The sequence below is a fragment of the Flavobacterium sp. F52 genome (assembly GCF_000278705.1).
Taxonomy (GTDB): domain Bacteria; phylum Bacteroidota; class Bacteroidia; order Flavobacteriales; family Flavobacteriaceae; genus Flavobacterium; species Flavobacterium anhuiense.
In genome coordinates, this window is record NZ_AKZQ01000003.1 from 77,188 (window position 1) to 93,772 (window position 16,585).

The 16,585-nt window shown below is 33.1% G+C and carries 14 protein-coding genes; 2 read left to right on the forward strand and 12 right to left on the reverse strand.

The window, feature by feature from the left end:
• Positions 1-141: 141 nt before the first annotated feature.
• The 3 genes from FF52_RS01310 to FF52_RS01320 form a co-directional block, all read right to left on the reverse strand.
• Positions 142-2,370 (reverse strand): TonB-dependent siderophore receptor, encoded by a 2,229-nt coding sequence (locus FF52_RS01310; protein ID WP_008462300.1) that lies wholly within the window; start codon positions 2,368-2,370, stop codon positions 142-144.
• A 227-nt stretch (positions 2,371-2,597) separates the two neighbouring features.
• A complete protein-coding gene (locus FF52_RS01315; protein ID WP_008462302.1) occupies positions 2,598-3,323 on the reverse strand; it encodes a DUF4198 domain-containing protein in 726 nt (241 codons plus the stop codon).
• A gap of 136 nt (positions 3,324-3,459) precedes the next feature.
• The gene (locus tag FF52_RS01320) at positions 3,460-5,781 is read right to left on the reverse strand and encodes a TonB-dependent receptor (RefSeq protein WP_008462303.1); all 2,322 of its coding nucleotides are present in this window, start codon (positions 5,779-5,781) and stop codon (positions 3,460-3,462) included.
• A 216-nt stretch (positions 5,782-5,997) separates the two neighbouring features.
• Here FF52_RS01320 and FF52_RS01325 point away from each other — a divergent pair, with 216 nt between their 5' ends.
• Complete coding sequence (locus FF52_RS01325; protein ID WP_008462304.1) at positions 5,998-7,158, forward strand: MFS transporter; 1,161 nt, start codon at positions 5,998-6,000, stop codon at positions 7,156-7,158.
• Between the two features lie 34 nt (positions 7,159-7,192).
• On the opposite strand, the gene FF52_RS01330 is transcribed toward FF52_RS01325, so the two are convergent.
• The 4 genes from FF52_RS01330 to FF52_RS01345 form a co-directional block, all read right to left on the reverse strand.
• Positions 7,193-7,795, reverse strand: coding sequence for a hypothetical protein (locus FF52_RS01330; protein ID WP_008462305.1), 603 nt, complete (start codon positions 7,793-7,795; stop codon positions 7,193-7,195).
• A 49-nt stretch (positions 7,796-7,844) separates the two neighbouring features.
• Complete coding sequence (locus FF52_RS01335; protein WP_008462307.1) at positions 7,845-8,351, reverse strand: hypothetical protein; 507 nt, start codon at positions 8,349-8,351, stop codon at positions 7,845-7,847.
• A gap of 30 nt (positions 8,352-8,381) precedes the next feature.
• The gene (locus tag FF52_RS01340) at positions 8,382-8,858 is read right to left on the reverse strand and encodes a DUF6265 family protein (protein WP_008462310.1); all 477 of its coding nucleotides are present in this window, start codon (positions 8,856-8,858) and stop codon (positions 8,382-8,384) included.
• A gap of 660 nt (positions 8,859-9,518) precedes the next feature.
• Positions 9,519-11,828, reverse strand: coding sequence for a type IA DNA topoisomerase (locus FF52_RS01345; protein ID WP_008462312.1), 2,310 nt, complete (start codon positions 11,826-11,828; stop codon positions 9,519-9,521).
• Positions 11,829-12,155: 327 nt separating this feature from the next.
• Here FF52_RS01345 and FF52_RS01350 point away from each other — a divergent pair, with 327 nt between their 5' ends.
• Positions 12,156-12,947 carry a DUF5995 family protein gene (locus FF52_RS01350; RefSeq protein WP_035690560.1) on the forward strand — a complete coding sequence of 264 codons (792 nt, stop codon included), beginning with the start codon at positions 12,156-12,158 and terminating at the stop codon, positions 12,945-12,947.
• 4 nt (positions 12,948-12,951) lie between these two features.
• Here the strand turns inward: FF52_RS01350 and FF52_RS01355 are convergent, their stop codons facing one another.
• From FF52_RS01355 to FF52_RS01375, 5 genes are all read right to left on the reverse strand, one after another.
• Positions 12,952-13,191, reverse strand: a complete 240-nt coding sequence (locus FF52_RS01355; protein ID WP_008462317.1) for a hypothetical protein — start codon at positions 13,189-13,191, stop codon at positions 12,952-12,954.
• A 3-nt stretch (positions 13,192-13,194) separates the two neighbouring features.
• A complete protein-coding gene (locus FF52_RS01360) occupies positions 13,195-13,689 on the reverse strand; it encodes an SRPBCC family protein (RefSeq protein WP_008462319.1) in 495 nt (164 codons plus the stop codon).
• Between the two features lie 232 nt (positions 13,690-13,921).
• Entirely contained in the window at positions 13,922-14,311 is a 390-nt protein-coding gene (locus FF52_RS01365; protein ID WP_008462322.1) for a hypothetical protein, read from the reverse strand.
• A gap of 20 nt (positions 14,312-14,331) precedes the next feature.
• Entirely contained in the window at positions 14,332-15,090 is a 759-nt protein-coding gene (locus FF52_RS01370) for a hypothetical protein (RefSeq protein WP_008462324.1), read from the reverse strand.
• Positions 15,091-15,447: 357 nt separating this feature from the next.
• The gene (locus FF52_RS01375) at positions 15,448-16,566 is read right to left on the reverse strand and encodes a hypothetical protein (protein ID WP_008462326.1); all 1,119 of its coding nucleotides are present in this window, start codon (positions 16,564-16,566) and stop codon (positions 15,448-15,450) included.
• Positions 16,567-16,585 lie beyond the last annotated feature (19 nt).

Consider the following 16,585-nt stretch of genomic DNA (forward strand, 5'->3'; position numbering starts at 1 on the left):
TTTTTTAGGGAATATTATTGCTAGCAAAAATAGTGTTAATTGAATTAGTATCGGATGTAAAATAAAAATCCCAAGATTTTTCTGTTTTTGAGAAGACAGGAAAATCTCGGGATAAATCAAAAAAACATCTAATTCAATATTTTAGAACTTGTATCGCAAGCTTGTCATAACCTGACGAGGAGAAATTGGGTTCACACTATAGTTTTCGTGAACTGTATAATTTAATTCATTTGTAATGTTTGATAATTTGCAAAGAATTGAGAATTTTCTCCAAGTATATCCAACAGATGCATCAATTGTAACGTAGCCTTCAATAGGAATTTCTCTGTGGTAAATACCATCAGGATATTTAACAAGATCTGTACTGTGTTGATCATTCCAGCCACCTAAACGATCACCAATGTAATTTCCGATTGCACCTAAAGATACTCCTTTAAAGAAACCATCTTGTACTGTGTAAAAGAAGCTTAAGTTTGCTGTATTTGCTGGAGTTCTAACTAAACGGTCACCTTCAATAAAACTTCCATTCAAGCCAGATGTTTTAGTGTAACGCATGTCATTGTAGCTATAACCCGCAATAATGCTAAGTCCATCAATTGGCCTTGCTGTAACATCTATTTCAACACCTTTACTTTTAGTTTCACCGCTTAGAACTTTTATGTTTGTATCTGAATTTAAACTTCCGTCAGCCTTAAATTCAGCTGTTTGAGCCAGATTGCTATTCACGATTTGATAAACAGTAACATTTGTACTCAATAAACCTTGTAAGAAATCGGTTTTAATACCAGCTTCGTATTGATCAATAATAGAAGGTTCAATTGGTTTTAAATCGGCTGTAGTTCCTGTGTTTGGAGTAAACGAAGTAGAATAGCTACCAAATATCGAAACATCTTTTCTTGGCTGATATATTAATCCAAATTTAGGAGAAAATGCATTGTCTAATTTTTTAGCACCAACTGTAGGAACGGCATTTTCTGGTTTTACAGTTTGTATTTTATTGGCGTAAGTCTCTTTGTAAGTCGTAACTTCAGCTTCCTGCCATGACCAGCGTATACCTGCCAATACTTTGAATTTTTCTGTAATTGTAACTAAATCCTGGAAATAAACACCAAAACGATTTGTTTCTGTTTTTGCAATTTGAGTTGTTCTTGCATTTGGTATATCATTTCTTTGTGTTGTAGGGTCAAAATTGAAAAGATTAATAGTATCATAATTCGCAGGATCAAATGCAAAAGTATAAGCTGTTGCAAATGAGTTTTCCCAGTCTGCACCTGTAAAAATTTGATGTTTTACAGATCCTGTATTGAAGTTTCCTTGAAGGCTTAATTGGTCTCCTAGTATTTGTTCTAAGTTTTTGTTTTGAACTAAAGGTCTTGTCCAGTCTCCATTTTCTTTTACAGATGATAGCTGTGCTGTAGACTTTGAAGCTCTGTTATAATTTTGAAGAGAAGAATTAAAATTTAACTTCCAATTTTTATTGAAATCATGATTTAATAATACAGAAGCACTAGAAGATTTAGTAGTACCATTTGACCAAAGCGATCCGTAGAAAGCATTACGTGGCAAATCAAGTATTTGTGTTCCAATAATTCCGGTTCCAAAATCTGGCGTCCAATCTGCGCTTAAATAGTCACCTTGAACCGTAATTTGTGTTTTAGGGCTGATTACGAAAAGTAACGATGGGTTGATGTATAAACGTTCATTTTTTACAACATCTCTAAAACTCTCTGAGTTCTCATAAGAACCGTTAATTCTAAATGCAATAGATTTGTTTAGGCCTCCATAAAAATCAAATGCTGGTTTATAGTAAGCGTAGCTTCCCATTTGCATTGAGATTTCACCTCCACTTTTGAATTGAGGCGTTTTGGTTACTAAGTTTAAAATTCCTCCTGGAGCAACATTTCCAAATAATAGGGCAGAACCACCTTTTAAGAATTCTACTTTATCTAAGCCAGAAACATCAGGAATTGAACCAGAATTATAACGAAAACCATTTTTGAACATATTGTTTGCCGACATGTCATATCCTCTTGAGAAAAAAGATTCTGTAGCACCTCCACGAGCAGAACTTACATATACACCATTAGCATTTTTAAGAACTTCGCTTAATCTGATAGCTTGCTGCTGTTCGATGATTTCAGAACCAATTACTTGAATGCTTTGAGGGTTATCCATTGGTTTTAAGCCAGAGCGAACTGCAGTTACTGGTTTCGGCTCTTTTGTTTTGGTAACCAGAACCTCGTTTAGAATTTCTCCTTTTTTATTTTTTACAGTATCAGTGATAGATGAAGTCGTTTCATTGCTTGAATAATCTTGACCGTAAGAGGCAAAACTTAATAATCCTAATGCAAATAGTAAATTATATTTCATGGTATTTATTTAGATTCAATAAAAATTATTGAGTGCAAATATAAAGACACAGATTCTTTAACAGAAAATTATGAACCATTTTTATTTCTTAAATGTTTATTATTTTTTTCTTAAGATTTGCTTAAGAGTTTTTAGTTGTTATTTTAATTCAGTATAAATAACAACTAAAAAGCCTTGCTCCACAGCAAGGCTTTAAATTGAATTTAAATCTCAGAATGAACGAAAAATTATTTTACTACAATTTGGTAAGTAGCCATTTTCCAGATTTCATCGTATTTTTTTCCGTTGTGTTCACCAGATGATTTGTCTGTATGAGCATATTCTACCATATAATTTCCTGACCAGATAGGCGTAAAAGAAAATTCTCCTTTATCGTTTGTCCACAACTCTTTTTCCCATCCGTTTGGCGCAATTACTTTAACTTTAGCTTCTTTTGCAATCGCTCCGTCATAAGAGGCTACGCCAGTAATTTTAGTATCTTTTTTTGCAACATCCGCATTTTCTGAGAAAACAGCAATTTTATTGGTGTTAGAAGTAATAGTATTTCCTGCAGCCTTATTGCCAACCACAACGTTTGCACTAGAATTGTAATCTAATTTCATCGTACCATAAACATCTTTTACAGTATGATGCATTACAATAGTGTAGACCCCATCTTCATCTGGTGTAAAAAACGCTTGGTATTTATTGTCTAGAGCTTTAGAAGTTAATTTAGTCTCTTTTTTTGAAGGAGAAATTACCACTAAAGAGAAATCCTTTAAATCAGAAAACCATTTATCGGCTTTTGTAATGTCGTTATCAGAGAACTCTCCAAAGTAAACAGAAATTTCTTGAGCTTTTCCTTTTGTTCCTGTTGCTTTAGTTTCGATCCAAAGAGCATGAGCAAAAAGTTGAGGTGCAGCAAAAAGCATTAGAAATAAAAAGCTTACTGTTTTTAAAGTATTTAATTTCATAAGATCGAGTTTTAAATTATTAATTGATATTTTTCACAAACATAAGTTTTATTTAGAATAATTAAAAATAAAATTATACAAAAAAAGCACCTCAAGTTTTATGCTGAGATGCTTTTGCTTAAATTAAAACTCTGACTTAAAATTTAATTGTTAAACTAGCCAGAATATTTGTCGGAGCTTGTGATGTACCCCAGAAATCCCAGTATTTTTCGTTAGTTATATTATTAAATTTAAGACCAACTCTCCATGATGTACGATCATAATAAACAGATCCGTTAAGAGTTGTATAAGAAGGCATATAAAAAGTATTATCTGCTGTAAAGAAATTTTTGTCTACATAATTGGCACCAAAACCTAAACCAAGCCCTTTTAGTTTATTTTGGAAGGTGTAAGAAGTCCAGAAGTTCACCACATTTTCAGGAGAACCTGTCGCTTTATTTCCTTCGATTGATGTGTCAGAAGCTTTTACAATTCTGTTATCATTATAGCCATAACCAGCAACAATGCTTAATCCGTTGATAGGAGTGGCCATTAACTCAAAATCAAAACCTTTACTGACTTGCTTGCCATCTTGTTCTGTAAAACCTGTAGCATTTACTCTTGTCGCATTATCGATTGTAATATTGTAATAACTCACAGAGCCAGTCAGTTTTTTATTGAAAGCTTCGGCTTTAATACCTCCTTCATATTGAACTGCATAAATAGGATCCAAAACAAATATCGAAGCATCTGGCTGTGTTACAGGCTGCATGTTTTGAAAGCCATTCATGTAATTTCCAAATACAGAAACTTGGTCTTTAACCAATTCATAAACCAATCCAAGCTTTGGAGCCAAAGCTGTCTGATTATAACCTTCAACGGTTCCCACTTTTTCACGGTCAAAATTATCCAGACGCAAACTCAACATAGCCGAAAGACGATCTGTAAAATTGATGACATCACACGCATACACACTAAATGTTTTTTGATCTGCAATAGTAGAGGTTGTAAGAACCAGACCAGCATCTACAGCTTTTCTTCTAATAGGAGTAAATGGTGCAGTAACATCAATATTGTCAAGAGTAAAAGTACTTCCTCCAGAAAAGGCACCGCTGTAAAGTCGATAGTTTATACCCGCAAGAAATTTGTGCTTAATGTTTCCAGTCGAGAATTTTCCGTTTAAGTTTTCCTGAATGTTAGTGTAGTTATTATAAATCGGTCCCCAAAGACCAACTCTTCTAGCCACTTGAGTTGGTGAACTCCAAACGGCATAACTCTGATAACTGCGTTCCACATCTTCTCCGACAAATGAAAATACAGTAGTAGATTTCCAGTTTTCTGATATTTCATATTCGGCCTGAGCAAAAACTTTTGTTGCTTTTGTTTTAGCATCATTATCATCATGAAACATAGATTTTCTGTAATCTATCTTTAAGTCATTCGGATTTGTAATTCCAGAATTTGCAGCGTAAGTATTATAAGTGCGTCTTGTATTGTTTACATTATAAAGTTCAGCATCAATATTGAAAGTAAGCTTTTCAGAAGCTTTGTAAGTAAGGCTAGGGGCAAAAAGCAAAGCATTATTGAAACCATAATCAAGAAAACTTTTTTCTCTGTTAACAGCCATATTTATTCTGAATAAGACACTTTTATCCTTGTTTAGCGGAGTATTAACGTCAGCCGTTAAACGATTTAAGCCATAGCTTCCGGTTGTGTATGAGATTTCGGCAGCAGTAGTTTCGTATGGTTTTTTAGTCACTAAATTAACAACGCCTCCAAATGAAGATACAGTTGAACCAAAGAGAGTTCCAGACGGGCCTTTTAGGATTTCAATGCGTTCTACATTTCCAAGATCAACAGAAGAGCGCCCCGAAACCGTTTCCATTCCGTTTCTAGCATTTATTCCTGTAGAAAATCCTCTAAAAATTACGCCAACTCCTCCGGATGGATAACTAATTGAAACTACTCCAGGAGAGTTTTGTACAGCACTTCTAATGTCTACCGCAACTTGTTCCTGTAAAAGTTCTTTATGGATTACGCTATAAACCTGTGGATTTTCAAGATTCTTAAGGGGCATTCTGGCAACATAATCTGTTTTTTTGGACACAATGCTTTTAGGACTGCTAATGATAACTTCTTTTAATTCTTTGTTTGAAACTTTCAGCTGTAAATTAACTGTAGTAGTTTCATTTTCTGTAACCGTAATTTCGGCTTCTAAAGTTTCATAACCGGTTAAAGATACTTGTAAGGTATAAGAATTGGCTTTTACTTTATTGAAGTCAAAAGAACCGTCATCATTAGAAACGGTGCCATATTTAGTGTTTTTGAGAATAATATTTACACCAGCAGCGGCATCGCCATCAGATGTTGCAATTGTTCCTTTAATTTTTCCATGGTTTTGTGCAAAGGCAGATAAAAACGAAAATAGAAAGCTGATTGAAAATAGAAAACGCGAAGTTTTCAAACTGAGATAATTCATTACTATTTTAAATTTGGTTGATAATAATTTTATTTAGAATAAATAAAAACAGTGCAAATGTAGAAATTAAAATAACTTTAACAATTTTATTTTTTTATCATTTATGAATGAAATTGTTAAATGTTGATTTTAGAGCGATTAATCAAAATTCTTATTAGAAGTTGTAGTGAGATAAACTTTAAAAAGGCTTAATTTTGCAGTCTGAAAAACGATTTCATGATTTTACCATTCTTTAAAAAGATTCAAAATACGCCTCGAGGATATCGTATTGCCAATACAGTTTTTTTCTTTCTTTCTGGTTTCGGGTATTCTTCTTGGGTTTCCAGAATTCCGCATATACAAGCCCAATTGAAACTTTCTGAAGCCGAATTCGGAGCTGTTTTATTTGCTTTTCCAATAGGATTAATGCTTACAATGCCATTTACTGGAAAATTGCTAAATAAATATAGCAGCCGTTACATCATGTTGCTTGGAGCGGTTATGTTTAATGTTGCTTTGTCTTTGCCAGGTTTAGCAGCATTTGTTTGGCAATTGGTCATCATACTTTTATTCTTTGGCGCTTCTCGTAATATTTTCAATTTATCGATTAATGCGCAATCTCTAGAAGTGCAGAAATTATATCCAAAATCGATTATTACACGTTTTCACGCCGTTTGGAGTATCGCCGTTTTTTCGGGAGCAGGATTAGGTTATGTAATGGTAACACAGAAAATTGCGCCATCGCATCATTTATTAGGAGTGAGTATTTTTATGTTGGCGCTGACGGCTTGTTTTTACCCAATGAGTATTCACAACAAACCTGTTCCGGTTAAAAAGAAGTTCTTTTCTATGCCAGAAAAGAATCTGGTAAAATTTGCCTTGATCTGCTTCGTGTCAATGGCTTGCGAAAATACGATGTACGATTGGAGCGGAATTTATTTCGAAAATATCCTAAAAGCTTCTCCCAAATTAACTAGTGCTGCATTCGTGTTTTTTGCTTCGGCAGTAACTTTGGGACGCATTTTTGGCGATTATGGCGTAATGAAATTTGGAACTAAAAAAATCCTTCTTTACAGCGGAATCTTAATAACAGCAGGTTTCGGAATTTGTTTTATCATGCCGTATGCTTACCCAACTATTTTCGGTTACGTTTTAATTGGATTTGGGGTTTCTTGCGTAGTTCCGCTGGTGTTTAGCATTGCCGGAAGATCATCTAAATTAAGCACAGGTTCTGCTCTAACTTCAATATCTACAATTGGTTATTTAGGATTCTTATTAGTTCCGCCAATGGTTGGTTTTATCTCTGAATATTTAAGCATGAAATGGGCGTTTCTTATTATGGCGCTTTTAGGTATTCTGATGATTTTTATGGTGAATAAGATCGGGGAGAATGAGTAGATTTTTGTAAGATGCTAAGTTTTTAGTTTGTATATTAATGGAAAGCTTTATTTCCCATCGTCCATAGTAATTTATCTACAAACCTATTTTTGCAAATAACATCTAATTTTTCTAATTCATTAAAATCTTTATGAATAAGTGTGGTTAGAGGTTTAGTGTAGTCTAAACATTTTTCAAAAGTTAAATCGTTAATTTCTCGAAACCTATTTAGATTATTTTTATAAATAACATATTTGTTTTCTTTTTGCTCCAAAGTTTTTCTGGCAAGGCTATCCATTGGTATAATTTCCCAAGGATTGTTTAAGAAAAGAATTTTTGAAGCCATGGATGACATTATTTTTCCTCTAGTCAAAGTAGTTTGCGCAAGTTTTTCGGCAAATGCATCAACATTATCTGGATCTTTTGAATTAATCCATAATAAGGTTTCGTCAAGAAGTTTGTCAGTAGCTCCATTTGTAAAATTTCTAACCACTCTAAATTCAATTAAAAAAGAATAAAAAGATCCAATCTCCTTTGTTATGTATTCGGAAGCAAGACTTGGATTAGACTTAAATTCTTGAAATTTTTTTATATAATTTAAATCTGTTTTATAGTATGCTAGAAAATTTCCAATTGATTGAATCTGAAATGATTCCATAAAATGTTAACAAAGTTGTTTTGAATATCAATAAATCTACTTTTCTTTTTTAAAAAAATCTCTTTATTAGTTTTTCATTTTCTTTAGATAAAGAAAAAAAGCCTAATTCTTCTCTGATTGTACTAATTAATTTTTGATAATTGTTGACGTATTTTTCATAATTTAAAGTTATACTTTCTTCTCTTTTCAAATTATCAATTATGTTGTTAACTCTATCTAATGTAATTGAGGTTTCAGATAATATTCTATTTGAACCAATATGAGAATGTGAAAATATTATACCAAATATGGTTTCGACTTGAAGCATAAGTTCTGATAATTCTATTTTCTGATTATGGTTTAATCTCGTTAAAATGGAATGTAATTTATAAAATTCATTTATAAGTGAATTTGAAAAGATAAGTTGTTCTTTATATAGACTTTCTCTCAATGTATTTCTTCTATTCTTTAAAGTAATTAAAATGGAAAGAAAACTCATTATACAAGTTGAAAAAATACCAAACATATAGAAAAAATCCTTAAGATCGTCTGATTGTAATTGATAGTTAGTTCCCATTTTGTCTTTATTAACTAATAATTCTTTATATTACTTCTTCGTCATCACAAACTTCTCCGAACTCGGTTTTCCATTCAAATTCCCGGAAATCTCTGTTGTCAAAGTATTATTGGCTCCTTTTGTATAAGTGATTTTTTGAGGGTAATCGTGTTTCGGATTTTCGAAAACCAATTTTTGTTCTGTTTCAGAAGTTGAAGGGAAGAAAACTGGTTTGTCGTCGTTTTGCCCTTTTACAGTTGCTTTGTAAGTAAGCGTCTCACCAAGTTGAGCCAGAATTATTGTTTCAAAATGCAAAGTGTCTTTTCCTTTAATGAAATAAGAAGAAGCACTGAAAGTACTGTCATTTAACTTTTGCCAGTTTTCAGATAAAACGCCTTCAGGAGATTTATTTTCCCAGTTCCCAATTAACCAGTCGGCTTTTTTGATTTTATCTTTTTCAACCGTTTCTTTTTTCTGGCAAGAAACTGCGGCTAATACAAGAGCTAAAAGAGTAATTTTCTGAAACATATTTTTTGATATTTTGGTTTGGTAATGTGGTACTAATGTATGAAATTTTTTTTAGCCACGAATTCACGAATTTTTCTTGATAAACGGAATGGAAGTTTTCTGCGAATTTTTCGAATTATTATTGATAGCAAAATTATTTTTAGCCACAGATTGAGCGGATTAAAATGATTTTGTCTCACGCGGATTTAAAAAGATTTAAGCAGATCGCGCAGATTCTATTTAATAATAATCAAATTAAATCTGCACAGATCTGCGAAATCTGCGTGAAATTAATTCGCGGAAATTTGTTCAATTAGTGGCTAATAAAATAATCTGCTGATTTTTTTGCGCAAAAAAATAGCCACGAATTCACGAATTTTTCTTGATAAACGGAATGGAAGTTTTCTGCGAATTTTTCGAATTATTATTGAAAGCAAAATTATTTTTAGCCACAGATTGAGCTGATTAAAATGATTTTGTCTCACGCAGATTTAGCAGATTTATTTTGTACTCTGTATTATAAAAATCTGTCAAATCTGCTAAATCTGCGAGAAAAAATTTATGTAATTATTGGTAAAATGCACAGAGTAAAGAATCATTTTAATCCGCTCAATCTGTGGCAAATAATATAGACACAGTAATTTTTAAAAATTAATTCGTGAATTCGTGGCTAAAAAAAACTTAAAAGCTTTCACTCAAAATAGAATACACCAATTCCTTAGTTGGTTTTTGGTCTTTTAATTTTGCACGAACTTCATCAAAAGTAACCTTAAAATCACAGCCCGATTTGTATTCGGCACAGCCATAAGCCGTTTTGCCTTTTAGAATAGTTCCCTTTTTGCATTTCGGACACATCAAAGCATCTGAACTTTCTTTTGCTTCGGCTTTTTTATCGGTTTTCTTTGGTTCTAATTTCAATTTGTAATTTTCCTCAAAACGAATTAAACCTTCAACAGTTCCAGAATCAGTTTTGAAACCTTTTATATTTACAGTTGAACCTTTTTGAACCAATCGCAAATATTGGCTTTCTGTAATTTTTTTATCGTGAAAAACAAAAGGCAATACAAAATCACAGCCCGATTTGTATTCGCTGCATCCAAAAGCCGATTTTCCTTTCAGTATATTTCCTTTTTGGCATTTCGGACAAGTTTCTGCAGAAATTCCAGAAGCTTTCTTTTTCTCTTTTTCTGCTTTTACAACGGGTTTTTGAATCGTTGCAGCATGAGAAATATTAGCATGTTTGGTTTCGCTTCGCACTTCATACACTAAAGCTTCCACCATGCGTTTCATGTTTCTAATGAATGCCGCAGCGGTGAAAGTTCCTTTCTCAATATCTTTTAGCTGTTTTTCCCATGTTCCGGTAAGTTCAGCCGATTTTACCAATTCGTTCTGAATCGTATCAATCAATTGAATTCCAGTTAAAGTGGGTAAAACCTGTTTTTTATTTCGAACAATATATTGGCGCTTGAAAAGCGTTTCGATAATATTTGCACGAGTTGACGGACGTCCGATTCCGTTTTCTTTCATCAATTCGCGTAAATCTTCATCGTCAACTTGTTTTCCCGCAGTTTCCATCGCACGTAATAAAGTCGCTTCGGTAAACTGATTAGGCGGTTTGGTTTCTTTTTGCAGAAAAGACGGTTCATGTGGCCCTTTTTCGCCCACAGTAAAACTCGGCAATAAATCGGGTTCTTTTTCTTTCGCGTTCGGATCTTCGAAAACAACACGGAAACCTTTTTTCAAGATTTCTTTTCCTGTTGCTTTAAAAGTCACATCGGCAGCTTTTCCGATCACGGTTGTATTGGCAACGAGACAATCATCATAAAAAACAGCAATGAAACGTCTTGTAATAATATCATAAACCTGCTGCTGATTGAACGGTAGATTGTTTTGAATTCCCGTTGGAATAATCGCATGGTGATCGGTTACTTTTTTATCGTTGAAAACCTTTGGCGATTTCTTGATTTTTTTCTCCAAAATTGGCTGGGTCAATTCTGCATAATTAGTCAATTTCTGCAAAATGCCAGGCACTTTCGGATAAATATCATTGGGCAAAAAAGTTGTATCTACTCTGGGATAAGTAATTACTTTCTGCTCGTACAAAGTCTGCGCAATTTTCAGCGTTTCTTCTGCCGAAAACCCAAATTTCTGATTGCAATATACCTGTAAACCTGTTAAATCAAAAAGTTTTGGAGCATATTCGTTTCCGTTCTTTTTATCCACAGAAACAATTTCAAAATCACTTTCTTTTACTTTTGCGGCTACAATTTCTCCGTCTTCTTTATTTAGAAACCGACCTTCCTCATAGCTAAAAAGTGTTTCTCTATACAATGTCTGCAATTCCCAATACGGCTGAGGCTTAAAGTTCTCGATTTCTCTAAAACGATCTACAACCATTGCCAGCGTTGGAGTTTGCACGCGCCCAATAGACAAAACCTGTTTGTAGCCGCCGTGTTTTACGGTATACAAACGTGTGGCATTCATGCCCAATAGCCAGTCGCCAATGGCTCTGGAAAATCCGGCGTAATATAAATTATCGTAATTGGCTGATGGTTTTAAGTTTTCAAAACCTTCTTTGATGGCTTCAGTTGTAAGTGACGAAATCCATAAACGCTGAATCTCGCCTTTGTAATTCGCCTCGTTCATTACCCAACGCTGAATCAGTTCTCCTTCTTGTCCAGCATCCCCGCAGTTTATGACCACTTCGGCTTTGTCGAAAAGACTTTTAATAATTTTAAACTGTTTCTGAATTCCCGAATTCTGAACCACTTTTGTTTCAAATTTTTCAGGAAGCATTGGAAGATTATTCAGATCCCAGCTTTTCCAGTGCGGCTTATAATCGTTGGGTTCTTTTAAGGTGCATAAATGCCCAAAAGTGTAAGTCACAGCGTAGCCATTACCTTCATAATAGCCATCATGTTTGGTATTAGCGCCCAAAACGGCTGCAATTTCACGTGCTACACTTGGTTTCTCAGCAATACAGACCTTCATTTTTTCCTTTTCTTATTGAAAGAGCGAAAATAGGGATTTTATGGGAAAGGGGCAAAGGCTCATAGTGACAAAGGGACAAAGTTCCTTGCAATGCCGTTACTTTCATTTTATGTTTCTTGAGCGATACCTAGGCTTTTGCAAAGTGAGAACGAACTATTAAAAGTGGTAAGTCTTTATTGCCATTGCCATTTGATAGTATTCGTTTTTTGTTTTGGTTTTTTTTTAATAATAGAGAGGAAAAAATAAGAGAATTACTTCAAAAAACGCTCATTGAAAGCTTAAAATAATTAAATTCGTTCTTCTCAATTTAATCAAAACCAATTATAAATGAGTATGAAACAAGCTGAAACTATAGACGAAGTAATTCTGTTATTGGATCAGATAATAGAAAAGTCAAAAATAGACCAGAGCAATTTAGGTTTGTTTGCTATTCTGTATCGTGAAGTTACGGTAAGAGTAAAAGAAGGTATTTTGGCTGGTTCTTTTCAGAACGGAGAGCGAATGGAAAAGCTCGATGTTATTTTTGCCAATCGATACTTGAAAGCGTATTATCAATATCAAGCCAAAGAAAAACCATCTGAATGCTGGGCATTTGCCTTTGAACAAGCTGAAAAGTTCTGGCCTATTGTGTTGCAACATTTATTGCTCGGAATCAACGCGCATATAAATCTCGATTTAGGAATTGCTTCGGCAGAAGTCAGTACAGTCGAAGACATCGAAGATTTAAAACATGATTTTGACCACATAAATTTTATTCTTAGCGATTTGGTTGGCGGTGTCGAAAAGTGCTTGATCAAAATTTGGCCAACACTTACGTGGATTCTAAAATTTACGGGCAAAGTAGACAATTTCTTTATAGATTTCAGCATGGAAACGGCGAGAAACGGTGCATGGAAATTTGCCAACGAATTTGTAGCAGTTCCAGAAAACGAAAGAGAAGCCTGTACGAAATTAAGAGACCAGAGAATAACCGAAGTCGCCCGATTGGTTTCGAACCCAGGATATTTTGTGAGCACCGTTTTCAAATTCATTCGTTTATTTGAAAGAGGAACTGTTGCCCAAAAAATAATCGACATGCAGATTATGGAAGAGAAAAAGATGGAATGTGTTGTGGCGTGATAAATTAGGCATTAAAAACAATCAACAACATTACAAAACTTCCTAAAACGATGCCTCCAATCATGTGATTTCGATCGCTGTTATCATCTCTTTTTTTGATACTTCCGCCTGATGACCAGAAACTTGAAAATGTTTTAAAATCATTTTGGTTGGAAAGCGTCCATAAATTGTAGCCAAGAAATCGAACCGAAGCTCCTAAAAACTCCAAAATAATACGACCCGATGTTATTTCTGTTAAATCCATTATTTAATTATTAATCATAGGATTCAGATTCTCATCTTTATTTCGCAAATCCAAACCGCCCTCGTAAACCGATTTCAGATTGGTCAAATAAAAATGCCATCCATTGGAACAGCCCAATCTGATATATTGTTTCGAATTATCATCTGTCGGAATGTTATGATGACGAAGTTCTACAATTGTATAACCGTTTTCCTCACTCAGTTTTATATCGACTAGACATGTTCCTTCAAACGTAAACTGCAAAGAGTCTTTTCCGTTGGCAGAAGTAATTTTTCCTTTCATAGCATCATCATACAAATACCAAAGCCATTCATAAGAACTGCCTCCCGAAACATTTTGATCTTTGCTGATTGGTTCTTCATTGGCATCAAAAAAAGATACTTTTTCTAGAAACCATTTTTCCAGTTCGTTCGCGATTGTCCAAGCGTTATAAATGTCGCTGAGCGGAGCTTTAATAGCTATTTTTTTGGTGAAAGAAGTCCAATCGAAGTTTTCCATGATTTGAGTTTTAGTTTAGTTTTTCTAATTATTTCAGCTTGCTAAAACTGTTTTTTAGAATCGTTCGTCAAGGCCATTACCAACGCAAATCGGCACTATTGGTTTTTGATATAATCAAATATATAAATTTCTTACTAACACTGATGTAATAAGTTGGCTTTTAAAGTCTGTGTTTGTAAAGTTTTATCCCCTGTGCTAGCGCGAGCGCCTTGCTCGCGCCAACGGGAGAAGATTATTTTATAATTGTTTTGAGTTGTAATTTAAAACCTTCAAGTTTGATTAAATAATATGTGGAAAATAGTAATATCCATCCCATGAAAGTTAAAAATAAATTGGTTAATGAATTTCCTGTAAATTGTAAATATTGACATAAAAAACCGAAGAATAAAAGCAGAATAAAATTATACAGAATCGCATTTTTTAGACTCATTTTGATACAGCCTGTTAAAAAATTCCAATTTTCAAGATGATCTCTAATAATAATTTTTGAAGGATTAGATAAATCAACTACCACATTTTGAGAAAAATCAAGAGTTACAGTAATAGTACTGTTTCTCAATTTGTATTTATAGTTGAATTTCTCTAACATTTCTACAGTTTTATTTAACTCTATATTTATCATTGTTGCTAGTTTTTTATTTCTTAAAGATTTATCGATTCTTCTTCGTAAGGCACTGCTTCATAAGGTATAGCTTCATTAACAAATAGTGAACAAATGCCTCCAGCGATTATCGACATTGGACCGCTGTAAACAAACATTAAAGCTCCCATTGTATCAGCAACAATTGCTTTTGATCCTGGTTGGCTATTTGTTTTTTTTGTTGGGTTGCTTTTAGAAGTCCAATATTGATTTGAACTTTTCAATACATTTTCAAGTACTACTAATTCATTTTGCTCATTTACTGTTAAGGTACTAGTTGTTTTCGATAAATAATTGACTTTTTTGAAATTTTCAATTGCAACCATACATTGGTTGTAATTCATATCATCTTCAATTATGTTGTCAACCAAGCTTCCTAAACGTTTTGATACTTTATTGGAAGCATATAATTCCTCTTTTTTTGAATTCCAAAAAGAATACATGTCAAATTTTTTTGGATCAATGTTTTGAAATGCAAGCTTTACCTCATTTGTATCCATATTTTTAAATTGTTCTGGATATTTTATTTTAAGCTCAGCCAACATTTCGTCTATTATCAAACCAGTTGTTTTTCCATCAATTCCTTTATATTTTTTATAGTATAAATCTAAAGCTTCATTATGATAAAAACCATAATCAGTCAAAGGAATCTCAATCTTTTCTTTTGCAGAATTCGAATCTTTGGAATCTTGTTCTTTTGAACAACTCACAAATAAAGCATTTGCAGAAACAGCTACGAGTAAAAAAATAATTCTTTTCATTTTTATTGATATTAAAGTTAATACAATTGAAATGCTTCTTGATTCAGTTTGGATATAGAATTTCTATGAAGCAAATGGAGAATTAAATTTTTATTTTGGAAGATTCATTTTTGCGCCTGAAGTAGTATTTGGCGTTAATCTTTTATAGAATTGAATTGTTTTTATTCTGAATAGAATTATAAAAGTAAGTAAAAGATTACTATTTTGCAAATTAAATATACTTAAAGTTTATTAACACTTTCCGATAGCGCGGATTTGCAATCCGTGCCCACAAAGATTGGCTTTAAATTATTTGTACTGTGTCTTGCTGTTGCGGGCACGGATTGCAAATCCGCGCTATCGGGTATTTTGTAAAAACTAGTTATAGTATTCAATTTTTCTTTCTGCAATCAATGTTGGTTCTCCTGTTGAAGTGCCTTCAAGGAATATATTGCATTTTATCCAATTGTTGTGACTGTCGTATTCGTAAGTGTAATATCGTGATTTTGGTTTAGTATTCTGTTCGAGATTGTCAGGAATAAATTCACTTTTAATAATATCGCCTCTTTTATTATATGTTCGTACAAAGTTTTTGGTAGGATTGGAAATTTCTCCGGGACCTGTAATGTAATATTTGACATTTTGAACATAATCTTCGATTGGATGATAAGTATATTCTTCTTTAGCAACAGTTTTTCCACATCCGAACATTCTGACTTCTGTAATGCGTCCTAATGAATCATAAGAATAATGAAATTGTAAATCCTCACAAAAAGGACTCTCAGTCCCCATATCAGTATAAGGAATTTTTTTTGAAAAAGGTCCATTTGTAATTTTTTGATTTACAACTTGCCCTTTATTATTATAAATAAAAAGTTTACGAACTGATAAATCATCATTATTAGGAGTAGTATTCTCTATTACAGGCGCAACTCTGTAAACACAGTACTTTTGTTCTTCAATAATTTGCCCTTTTTTGTCGTAAATATAACTGTAAACATCCGCGTCGTATTCTGACCAAATTTTATCTCCAATAATTACAGTGTCTTTAGGGACATTTATTTGATTTAATTTTTGAAGTAAATTATGATTAGAGACGGGATAATATTGCTTCAATTGTATCTCCTGTTTGCTTTTTTCTTTCCAATCGTTTTCATCGTATTCATAAAGTTTAGTTTTGTTTTTGTTGATTTTAGTCAAAAAGTTTTCCCCAGATCTTGCTCCAAACGTCTCTTTAATTCGACCATATTTATCAAACATAATATACTTATAGCAGTGAATGCCATTATTCATAATAAATTCACTTTTTTCAATTTCTGTCAAGTTTTTATTTACTGCATATATTCTTGAGTAAACCGTTTTTACAGAATCTCTCAAATTTTGACCTGTATATTCATTCGATTTTTCTAACAGCAAACTTTTATATTTTTCTTTAGTTTGAGCAGAAATGGAGAAGAATGTTATAGTAAACATTACGACCAAAAAAAAGTTTTTCATAGCAATTATATTATGTTTT

What these genes read in the sequence shown, in the direction of transcription:
- FF52_RS01360 (WP_008462319.1), bottom strand. Translation starts at nt 13,689, where the DNA reads ATGGAAAACTTCGATTGGACTTCTTTCACCAAAAAAATAGCTATTAAA.
- FF52_RS01320 (WP_008462303.1), bottom strand. Translation starts at nt 5,781, where the DNA reads ATGAATTATCTCAGTTTGAAAACTTCGCGTTTTCTATTTTCAATCAGC.
- FF52_RS01370 (WP_008462324.1), bottom strand. Translation starts at nt 15,090, where the DNA reads ATGAAAAGAATTATTTTTTTACTCGTAGCTGTTTCTGCAAATGCTTTA.
- FF52_RS01310 (WP_008462300.1), bottom strand. Translation starts at nt 2,370, where the DNA reads ATGAAATATAATTTACTATTTGCATTAGGATTATTAAGTTTTGCCTCT.
- FF52_RS01365 (WP_008462322.1), bottom strand. Translation starts at nt 14,311, where the DNA reads ATGATAAATATAGAGTTAAATAAAACTGTAGAAATGTTAGAGAAATTC.
- FF52_RS01355 (WP_008462317.1), bottom strand. Translation starts at nt 13,191, where the DNA reads ATGGATTTAACAGAAATAACATCGGGTCGTATTATTTTGGAGTTTTTA.
- FF52_RS01345 (WP_008462312.1), bottom strand. Translation starts at nt 11,828, where the DNA reads ATGAAGGTCTGTATTGCTGAGAAACCAAGTGTAGCACGTGAAATTGCA.
- FF52_RS01325 (WP_008462304.1), top strand. Translation starts at nt 5,998, where the DNA reads ATGATTTTACCATTCTTTAAAAAGATTCAAAATACGCCTCGAGGATAT.
- FF52_RS01315 (WP_008462302.1), bottom strand. Translation starts at nt 3,323, where the DNA reads ATGAAATTAAATACTTTAAAAACAGTAAGCTTTTTATTTCTAATGCTT.
- FF52_RS01375 (WP_008462326.1), bottom strand. Translation starts at nt 16,566, where the DNA reads ATGAAAAACTTTTTTTTGGTCGTAATGTTTACTATAACATTCTTCTCC.
- FF52_RS01350 (WP_035690560.1), top strand. Translation starts at nt 12,156, where the DNA reads ATGAGTATGAAACAAGCTGAAACTATAGACGAAGTAATTCTGTTATTG.
- FF52_RS01330 (WP_008462305.1), bottom strand. Translation starts at nt 7,795, where the DNA reads ATGGAATCATTTCAGATTCAATCAATTGGAAATTTTCTAGCATACTAT.
- FF52_RS01335 (WP_008462307.1), bottom strand. Translation starts at nt 8,351, where the DNA reads ATGGGAACTAACTATCAATTACAATCAGACGATCTTAAGGATTTTTTC.
- FF52_RS01340 (WP_008462310.1), bottom strand. Translation starts at nt 8,858, where the DNA reads ATGTTTCAGAAAATTACTCTTTTAGCTCTTGTATTAGCCGCAGTTTCT.